This is a genomic window from Kineococcus rugosus, assembly GCF_050871975.1.
Lineage (GTDB): Bacteria > Actinomycetota > Actinomycetes > Actinomycetales > Kineococcaceae > Kineococcus.
This window is the reverse complement of sequence record NZ_JBJLSJ010000017.1, coordinates 66,702-84,482: the sequence shown is the minus strand read 5'-3', so window position 1 is coordinate 84,482 and position 17,781 is coordinate 66,702. Positions and strand designations below refer to the sequence as shown.

10 protein-coding genes are annotated in these 17,781 nt (G+C 71.6%); 9 read left to right on the top strand and 1 reads right to left on the bottom strand.

From position 1 onward, the window contains the following. Positions 1-53 precede the first annotated feature (53 nt). The 9 genes from ACRYM6_RS11740 to ACRYM6_RS11700 all read left to right on the top strand — a co-directional run bounded on the left by ACRYM6_RS11740 (position 54) and on the right by ACRYM6_RS11700 (position 15,979). The gene (locus ACRYM6_RS11740) at positions 54-227 is read left to right on the top strand and encodes a hypothetical protein (protein WP_432543054.1); all 174 of its coding nucleotides are present in this window, start codon (positions 54-56) and stop codon (positions 225-227) included. Positions 228-264: 37 nt separating this feature from the next. Then, complete coding sequence (locus tag ACRYM6_RS11735) at positions 265-1,878, top strand: hypothetical protein (protein ID WP_432543053.1); 1,614 nt, start codon at positions 265-267, stop codon at positions 1,876-1,878. A gap of 233 nt (positions 1,879-2,111) precedes the next feature. Then, on the top strand, positions 2,112-6,746 hold the full coding sequence (locus ACRYM6_RS11730; protein WP_432543052.1) for a sacsin N-terminal ATP-binding-like domain-containing protein: 4,635 nt from the start codon (positions 2,112-2,114) through the stop codon (positions 6,744-6,746). Beyond that, positions 6,743-8,536, top strand: a complete 1,794-nt coding sequence (locus ACRYM6_RS11725; RefSeq protein ID WP_432543051.1) for a UvrD-helicase domain-containing protein — start codon at positions 6,743-6,745, stop codon at positions 8,534-8,536. Before ACRYM6_RS11730 ends, ACRYM6_RS11725 begins: the two co-directional genes overlap by 4 nt. Continuing rightward, positions 8,533-11,700: a helicase-related protein gene (locus ACRYM6_RS11720; protein WP_432543050.1), complete on the top strand. Its 3,168-nt coding sequence runs from the start codon at positions 8,533-8,535 to the stop codon at positions 11,698-11,700. The genes ACRYM6_RS11725 and ACRYM6_RS11720 overlap by 4 nt, the downstream gene beginning before the upstream one ends. Next, positions 11,690-13,414: a DrmB family protein gene (drmB, locus tag ACRYM6_RS11715; RefSeq protein ID WP_432543049.1), complete on the top strand. Its 1,725-nt coding sequence runs from the start codon at positions 11,690-11,692 to the stop codon at positions 13,412-13,414. The genes ACRYM6_RS11720 and drmB overlap by 11 nt, the downstream gene beginning before the upstream one ends. 62 nt (positions 13,415-13,476) lie before the next feature. Next, entirely contained in the window at positions 13,477-14,514 is a 1,038-nt protein-coding gene (locus ACRYM6_RS11710) for a DNA cytosine methyltransferase (protein ID WP_432543048.1), read from the top strand. A 92-nt stretch (positions 14,515-14,606) separates the two neighbouring features. Further along, entirely contained in the window at positions 14,607-15,041 is a 435-nt protein-coding gene (locus tag ACRYM6_RS11705) for a very short patch repair endonuclease (protein ID WP_432543078.1), read from the top strand. Positions 15,042-15,157: 116 nt separating this feature from the next. Further along, positions 15,158-15,979, top strand: coding sequence for a hypothetical protein (locus ACRYM6_RS11700; protein WP_432543047.1), 822 nt, complete (start codon positions 15,158-15,160; stop codon positions 15,977-15,979). Between the two features lie 27 nt (positions 15,980-16,006). Here the strand turns inward: ACRYM6_RS11700 and ACRYM6_RS11695 are convergent, their stop codons facing one another. Then, positions 16,007-17,692 (bottom strand): DEAD/DEAH box helicase, encoded by a 1,686-nt coding sequence (locus ACRYM6_RS11695; RefSeq protein ID WP_432543046.1) that lies wholly within the window; start codon positions 17,690-17,692, stop codon positions 16,007-16,009. Positions 17,693-17,781: the final 89 nt, after the last annotated feature.

Here is a 17,781-nt window from a genome sequence, read left to right as displayed (position 1 = left end):
GCGGCGCTCGTGTCGGACCCCTCGGGCACCCTGCGCGCAGGAGGTGGTCGGACGTGCCGACGTGGGTGTGGATGGTCGTGCAGAACCGGGACCGGGCGGCGGCGTCGCTGAAGCAGGCCGTCGCCCGGGGTGACCGGGAGGCGGCCGAGTTCAGCCGGATGTGGCTCGCCGAGCGGCAGGCCGTGCTGGAACGGGTCGGGCAGCGCTACGGCGTGCAGCTGCCGTAGCGCTGCTCCGATCCGGGCGTCCTGGTCAGCGTGCCCGGTGCGTCTGCCGATCCTCCTCGACGACAGCCCGTCGAGAGGAGCCGTGGTGCAGGTCCAGTACGTCGTCGACTTCGTCGTCCGTTCCACGGCCGACCCCACGTCGGCCGGTGCGCACGCCGCCGTCCTGCGGCACGTGCAGGAGTGGCTGGAGTTCGCCCACGACGGCGTCCCCGAGCTCGCGGCCCTGCCCACCGACGGCGAGCGCCTGCTCGTGCGGCGCGACCTCGGCGACGGGATGGCGTCGCTGTCCGGCGACGGTCCCCGGCGGCTGTCCTGGCACCACGTCGGAACCCCGACGGCCGCGGCGCGCCGCATCGATCTGCGCGTCCCCGTCCGCGGCGTCCCCGCCACCCACGTCACCGGTGTCACCCTCGCGTTCGACCACGCCCGCGAGATCGCCACCGTCCGCGTCGTCACCGGCCGCGAGGCCCACGGCGGCTGGATCGCTCCCACCCCGCAGTCCTTCCTGCGCCGGCCCGCCGTCGTGCGCCGCATCGTCGAGGACCCCGACCTCGTCGTCACCGCCTACGGGCGGCGCGTCGACGGCCGGCGCGATGACATCAGCACCCCCGCTGCGGCCGCGGTCCTCGTCGACGCCCTGCGCCGGGTCGACCGGTTGCCGGTGCTCCTCGTCGCCCCGACCCACCGCTCCCAGCTCGACGTCGTCGACGCCGCAGCGGCCGAGCTGCCCGGGCTGGCCAACGTCGTCCGCCTGTCCACCAAGGGGGCGGTCGGCGCCGTCTCCCGCGGCATCGACCTCGAGGTCCCGCTCGGTGGCGCCCGGCTGGTGTGGCCGCACCTCGAGGCGCTGACCCACCCCCGTTACGACGACGGGTCGCTCGACCCGCAGTCCGACCTCGTGGCCGACGTCCTGTCGACCATCGCGCCGCTGTCGGTGGTCTCCCGCGGCATCGACGTCCCGTTCCGCACGGCGGAGCGGGCCGGGCGGGCGCTCGCCGCCCTCGCCCGGCAGCAGGAGGTCGAGGCCGCCGTCGCCCGCGGTGACGAGCACGCGGAGGTGGTGGCGCTGCGCCGGCAGCTCGACGAGGCCCGCGCCGAGATCGACCAGTGGGTCGAGGAGGCGCACCGGCTGGAGGACGACGTGTCGTCGCTGACCATCGCGCTCGGCCAGGTCGGCCGCCGGCCCGCGCCCGTCCCGGTGGACTGGCACGACGCCCCCGCGCTGACCCCCGACGACGCCGAACCCCTCCTGGAGTTCCTGGAGCAGCGCAGCCGCGGGCACCTGCGGTTCACCGCCACCGCCGCCCGGACGTGGCGCAAGTCCGGCTACCTGCACCCCGCGCAGATGCGCTCCGCGCTGCTCACGCTCGGGCAGGCCTCCGTGGAGTTCGCCGAGCAGCAGGGCACCATCACGGTCCGCCTCACCGACTGGTTCCGCGACGGCTTCGGCCTCGACGTCGCCACGACCGACCTCGCGCTGACGCAGTCCGGTCGCGCGTCCTTCGAGTTCGAGGGCGCGCGGCTCAACGGCGTGCCCCACGTCAAGCTCGGCGACGCGAAGCGGTGGAGCGAGTGCGGGCGGATCTACTTCGCCTACCAGAGTGACCCGGCGCGGTTCGTGGTGCACCACGTGGGGCTGCACGACCTCTGAGGGTGGGCGGTGTCCAGGGCGGTCCGTACGACCCGAATGCTTCCGGCTCAGCGACGGAGTCCCTTGCGGGACCGAGTGCTGCTTTCGACACATTCACCCTTCGAACGTCACAGACTGCTGTCATGATGAGCTCTCAGTAGTCGCTCGGTGAAGTCATGACCAGTGGCCATCACCGCGCGCAGGTGCGAGGGGTCGTTGCCTCTCGACGGTAGCGGCCCGTGGGGGGACCAGCGGTGGGGAGATGGGCGACGAGGACGGAGGGCCTCGCGGGCGCCGTCATCGAGCAGTCCAGGCGGTGTCTGGCGGCCTACCGGGAGGACCCGCACCGCGTCGAGTCCGACGCGGCCATCGAGATCTCCACGGCCGAGGGAGGCTACGGGCGCAAGCAGGTCCACGAGCTCATCCAGAACGCCGCCGACGCGCTCGGCGGTGACGACACCGGCGGTGAGGTCGAAGTCGTCCTGACGGCCGAGCACCTCTACGTCGCCAATGAGGGACGCCCCCTCAGCGACGAGGGCGTGACCGCTCTCATGGCCTCGCACCTCTCGCGCAAGCGGGCGGACGAGATCGGTCGCTTCGGGCTCGGCTTCAAGTCCGTGACCGCGATCAGCGACTCACCACAGGTCTTCAGCCGGTCGGGCTCCTTCGGCTTCGACCGCCACACCGCTGCGGCCCGCATCAGAGAGGTGGTCCCCGCCGCGCCGAAGTGCCCCGTCCTGCGGTTGGCGGAGCCCCTCGAACCGACCGAGCACTCTGCCGTCGACCCGATCCTGGCCCGTCTCATGGGGTGGGCGACCACCGTGGTGCGGCTGCCTCTCAAGCACGGCGCCGCGCGCGTCGCCGAGGACATCGCGAACTTCCCCGAGCAGTTCATGTTGTTCGTCCCGCAGGTGCGTCGGCTCCGTCTGACCAACCTGGCCGAGGAGACGTCGAAGGACCTCCGGTTGAACACGCTGCCCGATGGCTCCCTCGAGCTGCGCGACGGTGGTGACGTCAGCCGGTGGAGGATCCTGCGGACCAAGCACCGGCCGAGTGCGGCGGCCCTCAAGGACGCCGGGGAACTCGCACGACGCGAGCAGGTCGAGCTGCAGTGGGCGGTCCCCTTGAAGGGGGTCAGCTCGCTGGGCCAGTTCTGGGCCTTCTTCCCCACCGAGTCGCGCACCACGCTCTCGGGCATCGTCAACGCTTCGTGGAAGGTGAGCGACGACCGGCTCAACCTCCTGCCCGGCGCATTCAACGAGGAGCTCTTGACGGAGGTACTGCCGAACCTGCTGGCCCGCTCCCTCGCCGGCCTCCTCGACCAGCAGGACCCGGCGGCCTTCCTCGACCTGCTGCCTGCGCGCGGCAGGGGTGAGATCCGCAGCTGGGCGGACGGAGCCGTCAACGAGCCGCTCTTCGCCAAGCTGCGCACCGGCCCCTGCGTCCCCGATCAGACCGGGACGTTGCGTGCCCCCAACGAGGTCCGGCTGCATCCCAGAGGTCTGGACGAGGCGTGGTTGGAGGACTGGCGCGAGGCGACCGCGGAGGAGCACCGATGGGTGCACCACGACGTCGACCGCACGTCCGAGCGCCGACTCAAGGCCGAGCGCCTGCTCACCGCCGATGATCGGGGAGCCGCCGACGTCGTCGAGTGGATCGAATCCCTGTGTACACCAGGAACGGTCGACGCCTCCGCCGCGGCGGTGCGCCTGGTCGCCCGCATCGTCCGTGAGCGTCCTGAACTGGGTATCGAGGCTGTGCGGGCCCGTGTGCTGCGGCTGGAGGACGGCAGCCTCGTGGCGCCGAAGCCCGGAGCCGTCTTCCTGCGGGCGAGCCCGGAGGAGACGGGGTACTCCTTCATCGACCAGCGGCTCGCCGAGCTCCCTGGAGTGGTCGCAGCGCTCAACCGGTTGGGCATTAAGGTGCTCGACCGCAGCGGGGAGCTCCGGCACGCCTTGAAGGGGGTGGCGACCCGGGCCGGCACCGACTGGGCGGATGTGTGGCGCCGCAGCCGGCAGGTTCCGACCGCTCTGGCCGAGGAGATCTTCCGCGAGTGCGTACCTCACCCTGTTCTGCGCTGGGTGCAGGTGCGCACCGCTATGGGCAGGTGGCGTCCGGCGTCGTCGACCTTCCTGGGCGGGACGGTCGTGCCGGTCGACGGCCGGCGCGACAGGGAGTTCCTGGTCGATCCGCAGCACCACCAGCAGGACGTCGAGCTGCTCACCCGCCTCGGCGCCGTCAACCAGCCCGTCCTCAAGCACGACTCCCCCGAGGAGGAGTGGCTGCGGGAGTACCGCGAGACGGTGACCAAGTCCTTCGCCAAGTCGGCGACCGGGAGCAAGCCCGCGCTCGATCGCCTGCACGCCGACGGCCCGCGCCCGCCGTGGCCCCTCCAGGCGCTCCCCGACCTCAGCCCCGAGGGCCGGGTCGTCGTCACCGAGCAGGTCCTCATGCTCGACGGCGGGGAGTCGTGGACGGTCCGCCACCTCACGAACAGCGGCTACGGGAAGAAGAGCTACAAGAGCCCGGCCACCTGGTGGTTGCTGCAGCACGGCATGCTCCGGACCCCTGTCGGACCGTGGCCCGTCAACCGGTGCCTCGTCGCCTCCGACCAGTGGCCGAGCGAGGTCTTCCCGGTACCTGACGTCAGCGATCGCATGGCCAAGCGGCTCGGGCTCGTCGAGGAACCGAGCGCCTTCCCGCCCGAGGTGTGGAACGCGCTCCTGCAGGTCGCTCGGTCGTGGTCGGACGAAGCGCGCCGCACCACCCTCTACACGTGGGCGGTGCACTTCATCGACGGACCGGCGACCATCCGCGTCAACGACGGCTCCCGGCCGGTCGACACGTCTCCCGACGAGGTGGCCGTCGTGGGTGATGCCCTGACTTACCAGTCGCTCCTGGCGCAGGGCAGCCCGGCGCTGCACGTGGAGGACGAGGGAGACCTCGAGGCCCTCGTCGAGCGGTGGGGGCTCGTCCGCGGGGCTCGCCTCCTGCAGCGCGAACTCGTCGTCGAACCGACGGGGGAACCCGTCGCTCTCGCCGACGCGTTCCCCACGCTGCGCAACTACCTGCGCCCGGAGCACGCGGACGTCGAACTGCAGACGTGCACGGCCATCAGCCAGATCACGCCGACGCCCAAGGGGCAGGTGGTCACCTCCATCCCGTCCCTGCTGCACGAAGGGCGGGTGGTCCTCACCGCGACGGATCCCGTGGACGTGTTGCGAAGGGTCTCCGACGTCCTGGACCTCGGTCTCCAGGCCGCCGACGTCCGCCACGTCCTCGACACCCAGGAGCAGTTGAAGACGAGGCAGCTGCGTGCCCGCATCCGTGCCGCCCAGGACGACGACACCCGACTGGCCGTGGCCGTCGGCGAGGACGCCCTGCGCCGTGCCGTTCCGCAGCTCGCGCTGCAGGAGGCTGAGGAGTCCTCCGGGCGACCACTCACCGAGCAGGAGCTGGCGGCGATGGTCCGCGCCGTTCACGGAACGGGTACGCTCCAGCACTTCCAACGCGTCCTCGACGACCAAGGCCTGGTACCGCCTGTGCGTTGGGCGGGGTTGAACAAGGCTCGCCAATTCGTCATGGACCTGGGATTTCCCATCGAGTACGCCGGCTTGCCGTCCGCTCAACCTCCTGCCGTCTTCGAGGTCCAGGGGCCGGCATCGCTCGGCCCCCTGCACGACTACCAGCAGACCATTCTGCAACGCATTCGGCGCCTCCTCGACGGGGAGGGCCCGGCTCGCGGCATCGTCTCCTTGCCGACGGGCGCAGGCAAGACGCGTGTCGCGGTGCAGGCCTTGGTGGAGGTGGTCCGCGAAGGGCGCCTGCGAGGTCCCGTCATCTGGATCGCTCAGAGCGCCGAGCTGTGTGAGCAGGCGGTCCAGACGTGGGCGTACGTGTGGCGCGCGCTCGGTCCCGGGGCGAAGCTGTCGATCAGCCGGTTCTGGGGGAGCAACGACGTCTCCGAGGACCCGTCCTCCTTCCAGCTCGTGGTGGCCACCGAGGACAAGCTCCGTGGGGCCGTGGGACGTGCCGTCTACGAGTGGATCACGCAGGCCGAGGTCGTGGTGATCGACGAGGCCCACACCTCCATCAGCCCCACCTACACGAAGACCCTCGAGTGGCTCGGCCGCCAGAGCCGCTCACGCGCCGACCGCCGACCGCTCATCGGCCTGACCGCCACGCCCTTCCGCAACACCAACGAGAAGGAGACCGAACGCCTGGTCGGTCGTTACGACCGGCACCGCCTCGACGACGGAGCCTTCGACGGGGATCCCTACGCGGTGCTCCAGCAACGCGGTGTCCTGGCTCGGGTCCGCCAGCAGGAGCTCCCCGGCGCGACCGTCTCGTTCTCGGCCGCCGAACTGGCCGAGATCGACCGGCTCGGGCCGCTCAGCGCGGGGACGCTGCCCCGCAGCGTCGAGACCCGACTCGGTGAGGACCGGGACCGCAACCGCCGCATCGTCGAGTCCATCACCGCCCTGCCGGAGGACTGGACCGCACTGCTGTTCGCCACCTCGGTGGAGAACGCCCGGGTCCTGGCGGCTCAGCTGACGTTGGGCGGAGTACCCTCAGTCGCCGTCTCCGGCGACACCGACGCCGCGGTGCGTCGGCAGAGCATCGACGACTTCCGCGCCGGCCGCATCCGCGTCATCACGAACTACAACGTGCTCTCCCAGGGCTTCGACGCGCCCGCCGTCCGTGCCGTCTACGTCACCCGGCCGACGTTCAGCACCAACCTCTACCAGCAGATGATCGGTCGAGGCCTGCGCGGACCGCTCAACGGCGGCTCGGAGGAGGTGCTCATCGTCAACGTGCGGGACAACCTGCAGCAGTACGGCGACCGGCTGGCGTTCGACGACTTCGACTACCTGTGGAACGGACGGTGACGGGCACCGTGGAGCTGGACGCCGAGCAGCGGCTCGCCGCGGAGGTCGAGCCCGAGGTGCGGCAGGTGGTCACCGCCGGTCCCGGGGCCGGCAAGACCGAGGTCGTGGCGAGCCTGCTGCGCCACCTCGTCGAGGAGGAGGACGTCGAGGCGACCGACGAGCTGCTCGTCATCAGCTTCTCCCGGGCGGCGGTCGCCGCGGTCCAGGCCAGGTCCCGCAAGGAGTCCGGGCGTTCCCGCCTCGTCACGGTGCGGACCCTGGACTCGTTGGCCTCCTCACTGCTCGACGAGTCGGGAGAGCCGGAGGAGTGGCGCCGCTGGTCCTTCGACAGGAGGATCCAGCGTGCCACCGAGGTCCTGCGCGAGGACGGGTCGGACGAGCTCGAGGCGCTGCGGCACGTCGTCGTCGACGAGGTCCAGGACGTCGTCGGGGTGCGCGCGGAGTTCCTGCTGGCGATCCTCGAGGTGCTCGAGGACGACGCCGGGTTCACCCTCCTCGGCGACCCGCAGCAGGCCATCTACGACTTCCAGCTCCGCGGTGCGGCGGACACGACGTCGGCGCAGCTGCTCGACCGGGTCCTCGCCGGGCGGGGAGTGCGCCGAGTGGTCCTGCGCGGGCAGTACCGCGCCGCGAGCTCCGAAGCCGTCGAGGCCACCGCGCTCGGACGTCGGCTCGACACCGCGCCGGTCGCCGAGCAGCCCGCGATCGTCGAGGGCTTCGTCGACCGCCTTCCGCTCATCGGTTCCCTCGACGAGCTGCGCCGTCTGCTGCCGCGCTGGGAGGGGCGCACGGCCGTGCTGTCCGCGACCAACGGTGAGGCCCTGGAGGTGGCGCGGTCGCTGCGCGGCCTGGGCGTCGACGTCGTGCAGCAACGGTCCGCACAGGAGCAGGCACCGGCGCGGTGGATCGCCGACGCGCTGGCGGAACGGGCACGACCGACGGTTTCCCGCGACGAGGTGTTGCCCGACCTCGAACGCCTGGGGGTCGACCCCGCCGCGTGGGGCTGGATGAAGTCCTCGGCCGGTGGGAGGGGCGCCGAGCTCGACGTACCCACCTTGGCGCGCCGGCTCGCTGCCGGCATCGTGCCCGTGGAGCTGCAGGCCGTACCCACCTCGTCCGTGGTGGTCTCCACCGTCCACCGGGCCAAGGGCCTGGAATTCGACAACGTCGTCCTCATCAGCCCGGAGAGCTGGATCGCCGCCGAGGGGCAGGACCCCGGCGAGCGCGTGCGGACGACCTTCGTCGCGGTGAGCCGTGCGCGCAGCAGGCTCGCCGTCCTGTCGTTGCCGTGGAACTGGCGCCTGCGCCACGACGGTCGGATCGACCGCTGGTACGTGGGTGGCCGGGAGAAGTTCATGACCCTCGGTCTCGAGCTGGCCGGGTCCGACGTCTCCACCGAGGTGCCGCCCGGCGAGGACCTCGGGGACCTCCAGGCCGTCCAGACGCACCTGCGCACGCGCGTGCACGTCGGCGACGAGCTGACGTTCACGCTCGACCCGCGCCGATCGACCGCCGAACGGCCGGCGTACTCGATCCACCACGACGGACTGCTCGTGGGCAGGACCGGCGAGTCGTTCGCCGACACCTTCACGCGGCGGATCCGCCCGCGCAGGACGGGGCGCCCCTGGCCGGACCTGGGCGTCGCCGCGGTCGACGGCGTCGTCACCGTCGCGGGTACGCCACAGCTGGCGGTGACGCCTCAGGCTCCCGCGGTCGGGCGGTGGGGGCTGTGGACGGGGATCAGGGTCAGCGGACTGGTGGACCTGCAGTGGCCGAAGGAGGGCAAGTGAGCCGGTTGGACCCGTGGTACGAGGCGCGCGCCGAGGTGGTGCGGGCGCTGGAGGCCGACCTCCTCGGTGGACCCGAGGACGAGCTCCTCACCGAGGCGCCACTGGACCGCTTCATCGTCGGCATCCTGCGTCCCCGGTCCGCCGGGGAGGTGTCGGCCGAGGAGCAGGACACCCCGGAGGACGGGGTCGGCGGCGCCGACGCCGTGTACGACCCGGCCGTCGCGCTCACCCGCACCCGCTACCCCTCGTCCATGGGCTTGACGTTCGCGGTGGACGTCCGGGAGACCGACTCCGTCACCGTCTCCGTCGAGGCCGCCCGCTACCGGCTCGAGGAGGGAGTGCAGGAGGACGCCGGCGACGCGGTCGCGGAACCCGCCGCCATCGAGCGCGGCCGTTCACCGCGCCGCCGCGACGAACGCTGGCGCCGAGTGCCCTTGACGGTCGCGGACCTCGACGTACCGATCAATCCGCCCCGCAGCGAGCCGGTTCCCGTCGCCCCCGGACTGGACCTGCACGTCGTGGCCCGCCCCCCGGCCGACCACGTCGTCAACCTCACCGTCGTCCTCGTCAACACGCTGCCCGCGGACCCCGAGCGACAGGACGGGGCGAGTTGGTTCCAACCACGACTGCGGGTGCGGACCGTCTCCGGCGGCTTCGCAGAACGGCCCAGGCCGCGACCCACCGGTGTCGAGGACGAGGATCTGAAGTCCTACGACCTGCTGTTTCGCGACGTGCGCAACGTCGCCGTCGGCCACGGTTGCGCCGTGGAGTGGCACGACGCCCCCGTCGTCACTGAGGTGACCACCACCTTCATCCCCCGCCACGACGTCCCGCTGTCCCAGGCCGGTGGGCCGGACGCCGAGGGCCTGCGCATGCAGCACCTCGCCGACACCGGTGACACCGCGGGCCTGCGCGCTCTGCTGGCCGCCTACCGCTCGTGGATCGACGACGAGCAGGAAGAGGCGCGCGGCCTGCCGGAGGCGCTCCTCGAAACCGCGGTCCGCCACCTGACCGCCGCCCGCCAGGCCGCCGACCGCATCGAGCGGGGCATCGACCTGCTGGAGCGCGACCCCCAGGCGATGAGCGCCTTCCGCGGCATGAACGCCGCCATGCAGCTGCAGCGCAGTCGCCAGGACATGATCCGCTCCGGCGCCTCGACGCCGAGCGCCAAGCAACACACCTGGCGCCCCTTCCAGATGGCCTTCATCCTGCTCAACCTCGTCGGCCTCACCGATCCGGAGTCCCCGGAGCGCGAGACGGCCGACCTGCTGTGGTTCCCCACCGGCGGCGGCAAGACCGAGGCCTACCTCGGTCTCGTCGGCTACACCGTCCTGCTCCGCCGGCTGCGCGACTCGCAGGACGCCGGGGTGTCCGTCCTCATGCGCTACACGCTGCGGCTGCTGACCATCCAGCAGTTCGAGCGGGCCGCCGGGTTGATCTGCGCCCTCGAGCAGGTGCGCCGCGAGTCCATCCCCGCCTCGCGGGGCATCAGCCTCGGGCTGTGGGTCGGACGGGCGGCGACGCCGAACACCGTCAAGGAGGCCCGGCTCGCCCTGCGGGAGTCCAACCGGCGTGCCCCCGAGGACGACGAAGGCAGTCCCGTGCAGCTGCTGCGCTGCCCGTGGTGCGGCGGCCGACTGGGCCGTGAGCAGTACGTCGTGGAGACCGGTGACAGCCGGCTGACCGTGCGGTGTTCGAACGCCGAGTGCGCCTTCGCCGACGCCCTGCCCGTGTTCGTCGTCGACGAGGACGTCTACCGGGAACGTCCGTCCCTGGTCATCGGGACGGTCGACAAGTTCGCCATGCTCGCGTGGAAGGAGGAGGCCGGCGCCCTGTTCTCGACGGATGGGCAGAACTCCCCGCCCGACCTCATCGTCCAGGACGAGCTGCACCTCATCAGCGGTCCGCTCGGCACCATGGTCGGCCTCTACGAGACGGCCGTGGACGCCGCCTGCGCCCGCACCGGTCACAAGCCCAAGGTCGTCGCCTCCACCGCGACCATCCGCCGCGCCGGCCGCCAGGTGCGGGCCGTGTTCGCCCGCGAGGCTCAACAGTTCCCGCCCTCGGGCATCGGCGCGGACGACTCGTTCTTCGCGGTCCAGGCATCCCCGCAGGAGAAGGGCACCCGGCAGTACGTCGGCGTCCTCGCCCCCGGCGTCAGCCAGGCGACGTTGCTCATCCGCTCCTTCGCTGCGCTGCTGCAGGCCGCGGAAGAGCTCGACACCACCGACGAGGTGCGCGACGCCTACTGGACGCTGCTCGGCTACTTCAACAGCCTGCGCGTGCTCGGCGGCGCCTACATGCAGGTCATCGACGACGTTCCCGACCGGTTGAAGGTCCTCGCCGAACGGCACGGCGTCGAGTCCCGCCGCATCACCACGCCGCGGGAGATGACCTCGCGCGTACCGTCGAGCCAGATCCCCCGGGAGCTGGAAACCCTCGGCACCGCCCACCCCGACGAGGCGAGCCCACCCGTCGTCCTCGCCACGAACATGATCTCCGTCGGCGTGGACGTCGATCGGCTCGGGCTCATGGCCGTCGTCGGGCAGCCGCAGACCACCGCCGAGTACATCCAGGCCACGAGCCGGGTGGGTCGCAAGCACCCCGGCCTGGTGTGCGTGCTCTACAACGGCTCCCGCACCCGGGACCTGTCCCACTACGAGAGTTTCGCCACCTACCACCGCAGCCTCTACCGGCAGGTGGAGGCCACGGGTGCCACGCCGTTCGCCGCACGCGCCCGTGACCGCGGTCTGCACGGCGTGTTGGTCGCCCTGGTGCGCCTGCTCGTGGCGGACGCCTCCGACGACCACAGCGCCGGCGCCGTCGACGGCTGGAGGGACGACCTGGACGCTGCGGTCGAAGTGCTGGTGGAGCGGGCGCGACGCGTGGACGAGACCGAGGCGGACGACGTCGAGGATCAACTTGAGAAGCTCGTCGAGATGTGGCAGCAGGCTGCCGACGACGAGCAGGTCGAGCACTACGCGGGGTGGCGCGATGCCCGCAAGGCCCTGCTCGCCCCGTCGGGTTCCGCCACAGATCGGGAGAGGACCCTCTTTCCGGTCGACCTGCCGCCCTGGTCCACCTTGACGAGCCTGCGCGACGTCGACACCGAAACCACCCTGCAGCTGCGCCGAGAGAAGAGGAACCGCGCCCGTGGCGAGTAAGAAGGTCGCATCGGCCAGGACCACCCAGTTGGTCTCCACGTACGGCGTCGGTGCGCTGTTCCCCGCCCTGGACGAGAGCTTCATGGTCCTCGGGTTGAGCGAGTGGCCCGACCAGGACGGCACCGAGATCGCCGAACCGCGCCTGGCGCGCGCCCTCGGCGTTCATGGCTTCCGCACCCCGCCCAACGGTGGCACCAAGGGGCCGAGCGTGCCCGTCATCCGGTTCCCCCGGTGGTACTCCTGCCCGCAGTGTCACCGTCTGGACGAGCTGCAGCGGTTCTGCTCCTGGGACGAGCACGAGTGCCCGGATTGCCACAGCACCCTCGTACCCTCCCGCTTCGTCGCCTGCTGCCCCCGCGGTCACATCGAGGACTTCCCCTACTTCGCCTGGGTGCACGCCGGCCAGCGCGATCAGCAGCGCCCGGGTGATCACCGCATGCGCCTGCGCAGCAGTGGCGGCAGCTCCTCGCTGGCGGCGATCTCCGTCTCCTGCAGCTGCGGGGTCCAGGACGTCTCCATGGCCGGCTCCTTCGACTTCGACGCGCTGCAGAAGCTCGCGCCCTGCCGCGGGCAGCGGCCCTGGCTCAACGGCGCGACCGACGAGGACTGCTCGGAGACGCTGCGGACCCTGCAGCGCGGGTCGTCCAACGTGTGGTTCTCCTCGCTCCGCTCGGCGCTGTCGATCCCGCCGTGGTCGCACACCGTCCAGCGCCTGGTGGACAGGCACTGGAAGATCCTGCGCAACGCGGGCGATGACTCCCTGCCGGCCCTGGTGCAGGACTTGGCGCTGCCCGGTATCGACGTCGACGACCTCGTCGCGGCCGTCAAGGCGCGCCGCTCGGGCGAGGCCGCCGAGACACCCACCGAGGAGGACCTGCGCCGCGACGAGTACAAGGCGCTGTCGGCCGGCCAGCCCGACGCATCCGTCCACCAGCAGTTCGTCGTACGCCCCGTCAGGGCGCAGCCCGAGACGGTCGAGGACTTCGAGCTCGTCTCCGAGGTGGCGCGGCTGCGGGAGGTCCGGGCGCTCGACGGCTTCACGCGGGTGAAGCCGCACGACCCGCAGGAGGAGCGGGATCGCAGGGCCCGGCTCTCGCTGGCGACCGCCGACTGGCTGCCTGCCATGGAGGTGCTGGGGGAGGGGATCTTCCTCCGCTTCGACCCGCAGCGCCTGGCGCAGTGGGAGAAGAGTGACTTCGCCCGCCGCCGTACCGCCGTCGTCCAGCAGGCCGAGGAGCGTCGGGCGAAGGAATGGAAGCTCCGCGAGGTCGTCGTCGTGCGCGCTCGGGAGCTGCTGCTGCACACCTTCGCGCACGTGCTCCTGAACGAGCTGAGCCTCGACGCCGGCTACCCGGTGGCCTCGCTGCGCGAACGCGTGTACGCCGCCGACGACCAGGCGGGTGTGCTCCTGTACACCGCGTCGTCGGACTCCGCGGGAAGCCTCGGCGGTCTCGCCGCGCAGAGCGCACCGGAGCGCATCGAGGGCGTCATCACCTCCGCGGTGCGCCGCGCCTCCTGGTGCTCCTCCGACCCCGTGTGCATCGAGGCGACGTCCACCGGCGCCGACGGCCTCAACATGGCCGCCTGCCACGCCTGCGTCGTCCTGCCGGAGACCAGCTGTGAGCGCCAGAACGTGCACCTGGACCGGGCTGCGCTCGTCGGCACCCTGGACGACCCGTCGATCGGCTACTTCGGAGGACGACTCCTCGCGTGACCACGGTGGCACTCGCGGTCCCCGCCCCCCGCGCACGAGGTGGTCGGAGCCGCACCTTCCGCGTGCTCGACCTGTTCGCCGGGTGCGGAGGCCTCACGAGCGGGTTCGTCGCCTCGGGTGCCTTTGAGCCCGTCGGGGCGGTGGAGCTGCACCCGCACGCCGCGGCCACCTACGCGGTCAACTTCGGTGAGCACGTGCACGTCGGTGACATCGCCGATTGGAGGTGGTGCGGAGGACCACCGGTCGACGTGGTGGTGGGCGGCCCGCCGTGCCAAGGATTCTCCGGGCTCGGTCTTCGCAACCCGCGCGACCCGCGCAACGTGCTCTGGCAGGAGTACGTGCGCGTGCTCCAGAGCGTACGGCCGGCCTTCTTCGTCCTGGAGAACGTGCCCCCCTTCCTGCGGTCTGGGCAGTTCGGCCTCCTTCAGGACGAGACACGACCCGGTGGTCGGCTGGCGGGCTTCCACCTCGAGGCGCACCTGCTCAACGCCGCCGACTACGGCGTCCCGCAGTCCCGCCGGCGTGCCGTGGTCGTCGGCCGGCGCCGGGGACTGGACGAGCTCGGACCCCCGCCCGCGTTGGAGACCCCGCCCATCGACCTGGCCACTGCCCTCGTCGGTGTCCCCGTACAGGTGGAGCCGGCGGAGCTGCCGCGACGCTCACGCACCGTCAACGGCGCCGTCGTCGCAGGCAGCTACGCCATGGATGAGCTGCACGTCACCCGCCCGGTCTCCGACGTCTGGCGCCGCCGCTTCGAGGCCGTCCCGCCGGGGGGTAACCGGCACGACCTGCCGCACGAGCTGCGGCTGCCGTGCTGGCAGGGCGACTTCGCCGGAGCCGGTGACGTCATGGGTCGGCTGCACTGGACCAAGCCGTCCGTCACCGTGCGCACCGAGTTCTTCAAGCCGGAGAAGGGTCGCTACCTGCACCCCGAGGAGCATCGCGCCATCACCCACTACGAGGCAGCGCTCCTTCAGGGCTTCCCGGCGGACTTCCGGTGGTGCGGTAGCAAGGCGTCCATCGCGCGGCAGATCGGCAACGCGGTGCCGCCGCCGTTGGCGCGGGCGATCGCCGAGCACCTCGTCGATCGGCTCCTCTGAACCGAGCTCGTCGGGTGATGACTCAGCAACGCGCTTACGCTCGTACCGTGTCTGGAGCGTCGTGGGCGTCCTCTCCGCAGGTGGCCGCGAGCATGCGGAGCAACAAGGGCAGGGACACCTCGCCGGAGCTGGCGTTGCGCCGAGCGGTGCACGCACGCGGGCTCCGCTACTTCGTGTCGCGGCGACCGTTGAAGGAACTGCGGCGGACGGCTGACCTCGTGTTTCCCCGGGTCAAGGTGGCGGTCTTCCTGGACGGTTGCTTCTGGCACGGGTGTCCCGTCCATCACACCGTTGCCAAGCGCAACGCCGACTTCTGGGCGGGGAAGGTCGACGGGAACCGTCGCAGGGACCTCGAGACGACGGCACGCCTCCGCGACGCCGGCTGGCGAGTGATCCGCATCTGGGAGCACGAGGACCCTCAAGAAGCCGCCGAGCAGGTCGAGGCCGCAGTGCGTGGACGGGAGCCCGCGGCGTCCACCACGGGTCCGTCACCCGAAGGGACGTCACCCGAGCGGAAGATCGTGTAGCTACCTCGACGCGCCGTTCTCTCATGGGTCGGACCGTGGGAGGAGCCGTGTCGCATCGACGTCGTCAGCTGGTCGCGGTACCTCCGCGCTCGGGCGGTGATCCGATCACCTGTGCCGTGCGCGTGGCGGTCGCGTACTTCGGTCACGCTGTCTTCGAGGAGTTGGACGAGCGCTGCGGCCACGCCTCTCCGTGGTGGGGACGTGTGGGGGACAGCGTCTTCCGACGACGCCCGGGGATCGACCCGCGGCGAGCGTCGGCGCTCCTCGGTGACGTGCTGTCGGATGACGCGCTCCGGGAGATCATGGGGGTCGACGCGGTCGACGACGTGCTGCACCTCCGCTTCGAGTGCGCGCGGTACGAGCAGTTCGACGATGCCGGTGTCGGACGGGCTCGGGACATCGTGGCGGCGATGGCCTCGCTGCTCGAGGAGCTCGGGTCTCATGAGCGACCCCTTCCGCTGCGGCAGCTCGAGCAGGTCCTGCGGCGTCGTGCCGACACCTCGGAGTCCTCGTCGGAGTTGATCCGTGCCGTGGGCGCTCTGGAAGCGATTCGACCCGTCGACCTCCGGTCGGTCCGAAGCCTCGTCGACGCGACGGCCGGGGAGCTGGCGGTGACGCGATGGGCGCCCGATGCCGCGTTCGCACCCGGCACAGTGCTTCCCGGCTACCCGAGAGGTGATCGCGCTCGCGTGACAGCCGACGGACACATCGTCCACATGACCACCGAACGCGTCCTGGCGGACGTGGTCGGGCGCCCGACCGCTGCGGCCGTGCTCGACCGCATCCGTGCGGTGCGAGCCGCTGGGCGCGTCTGGGTCGACGAGACCGGCACGGTGAGCAGCTTCGTCGACGGCCGTACCGTGTACGTGACCACGGTCGGAGCCACCGAGTGGTTCGGCGATCGCATCCGTTCCACTGGAAGGCGCGCCTCCCGGTGAGCGTGACGAGCGGGCCGCGCCCGCTCGTCACGCACCCAGGAAGTCTTCGGCCGTCCAGTCGTCGTCCAGCAGGCGGACGTCGGCCGCGACGTCCATCACCATGTCGAAGAACCCCTCGTGCGCACCGTCGGTGGGGTCCTCCACCGTTCCCTCGGCGAAGAGGATGACGAACGTCACCACCCGACCTCCCGGCTTCCGTCGGATGACCCGTCCCAGGCGCTGAACCATCTGGCGCCGACTGCGGCTCGCGGTGGTGACGATGCCGAGGTCCACCGTGGGGACGTCGATGCCCTCGTCCAACAGCTTGGGGGCGGCCAGTGCGAGGAGGCGTTGACGCTCCAGCGCCTCGAGGTTCTCGTGCCGCTCCCTCGCGTCCATGTCGGCGTGCAGCGCCGCTGCGGGAACGCCCTCCTCGCGCAGGCGGTCCGCGACCGCCTCCGCACTGGACTTGCTCTGCGTGAACACCACGGTGCCTTCGGAGACGTCGACCAGGGGCGAGAGCTCGCCGAGCGCGTCGACCTTGCCCTCGAGCTCGGCGAGCAGGTGGCGCCGGGCGCGCATCGCCGTCTCCGCCGCCTGCGCTGTCCGTCCGAGGACGCCGCCGGTTCCCGCGATCCGCCGCAAGCTCTGACTCAGCGACGCTCCCGAGGTTCCCGCGAGCGCCCCCTGGCTCCTGAGCCGGCGCAGGCAGTCACCGATCTTCGCGCTCAGGACGTCGTACTCGGCCAGTTCCTCGTCCGTCATGCCGACCGGGGCCAGGACCAGGCGGAAGGGAGAGACGACCTCGTCCCGGATCGCCCGCTCGAAGGTGTACTCGTACGCGCTCGCCCCGAAGTAGGGGCGGATCACGGTGTCGACGGCGTCGTCGCTGCGTTCGAGCGTGGCCGTCAGGCCCAGACGTCGGGTGTAAGCCTCGCGCAGCGCGGTAGACCACGTGCCTGCGCCGTACCGGTGCACCTCGTCGGCGATGATCAGGTCCCCCGCCGCGCCGCGCAGCAGCGGACGTCGTGCCGCGCTGTTGACGACGGCGACGACGACGTCCGCGCGCGAGCTGTCACCCGTGACCTCCCCGCCGACGGTGGCGACGGTCAGGCAGGGGAGGTGGGAGGCGAAGCGGCGGACCCACTGCCGCTGCAGCTCCACGGAGGGAACCAGCACCGTGGTGGCCATGCCGTCTGCCGTGGCACGAGCCGCGGCCGCCAGGCCCAGGTGCGTCTTCCCCGAACCGGTCACTGCTTCGACGACGCCCCGGCACCCCTGGCCGTACCAGGCGCGCATCGCTTCGTCCTGCCAAGGGTGCAGGGACAGGCCCCAGGTAGCCGGTGCTTCGACGGCCCTCGTGCGTGTGACGCGCGGAGCCGGAGCGGGTAGATCGTCCGTCGAGCACCGCTCTCGGAGCGAGGCGATCAGCTCCTCCATCGCCGACACCGCTGGCGCGGCGGTCGGCTGCGGCGCAGGGTTGGTTCCACGGGCGTCCGTGCGGTGTCGGGGTGGCTTCGGGGGCGTCGAAGCCGTCTTCGGGGCGGAGCCCTGCTCGCCTCCGGCGGCCGACCAGCGGGGACGGGTGGACTCGTCCTTGACGAACGTGCTGCCCAGGCCCCGGTACAGCACCGAGTTGACCGTGCTCTTATCGGCCGCCCACGCGGTACCCGCCAGGCTGCGGGCAATCTCGCGGGCGGTGGAGAGCGGTGCGCGCCGCACCTGGGCGAGCACCGCCTCCGCCAACGAGGTCGGGCCGGACGGGACAGTCTCCCCGAGCGCGCCGGGTGCTGCGGTCCTGCGACGCGTCGAGGTCGAAGTGG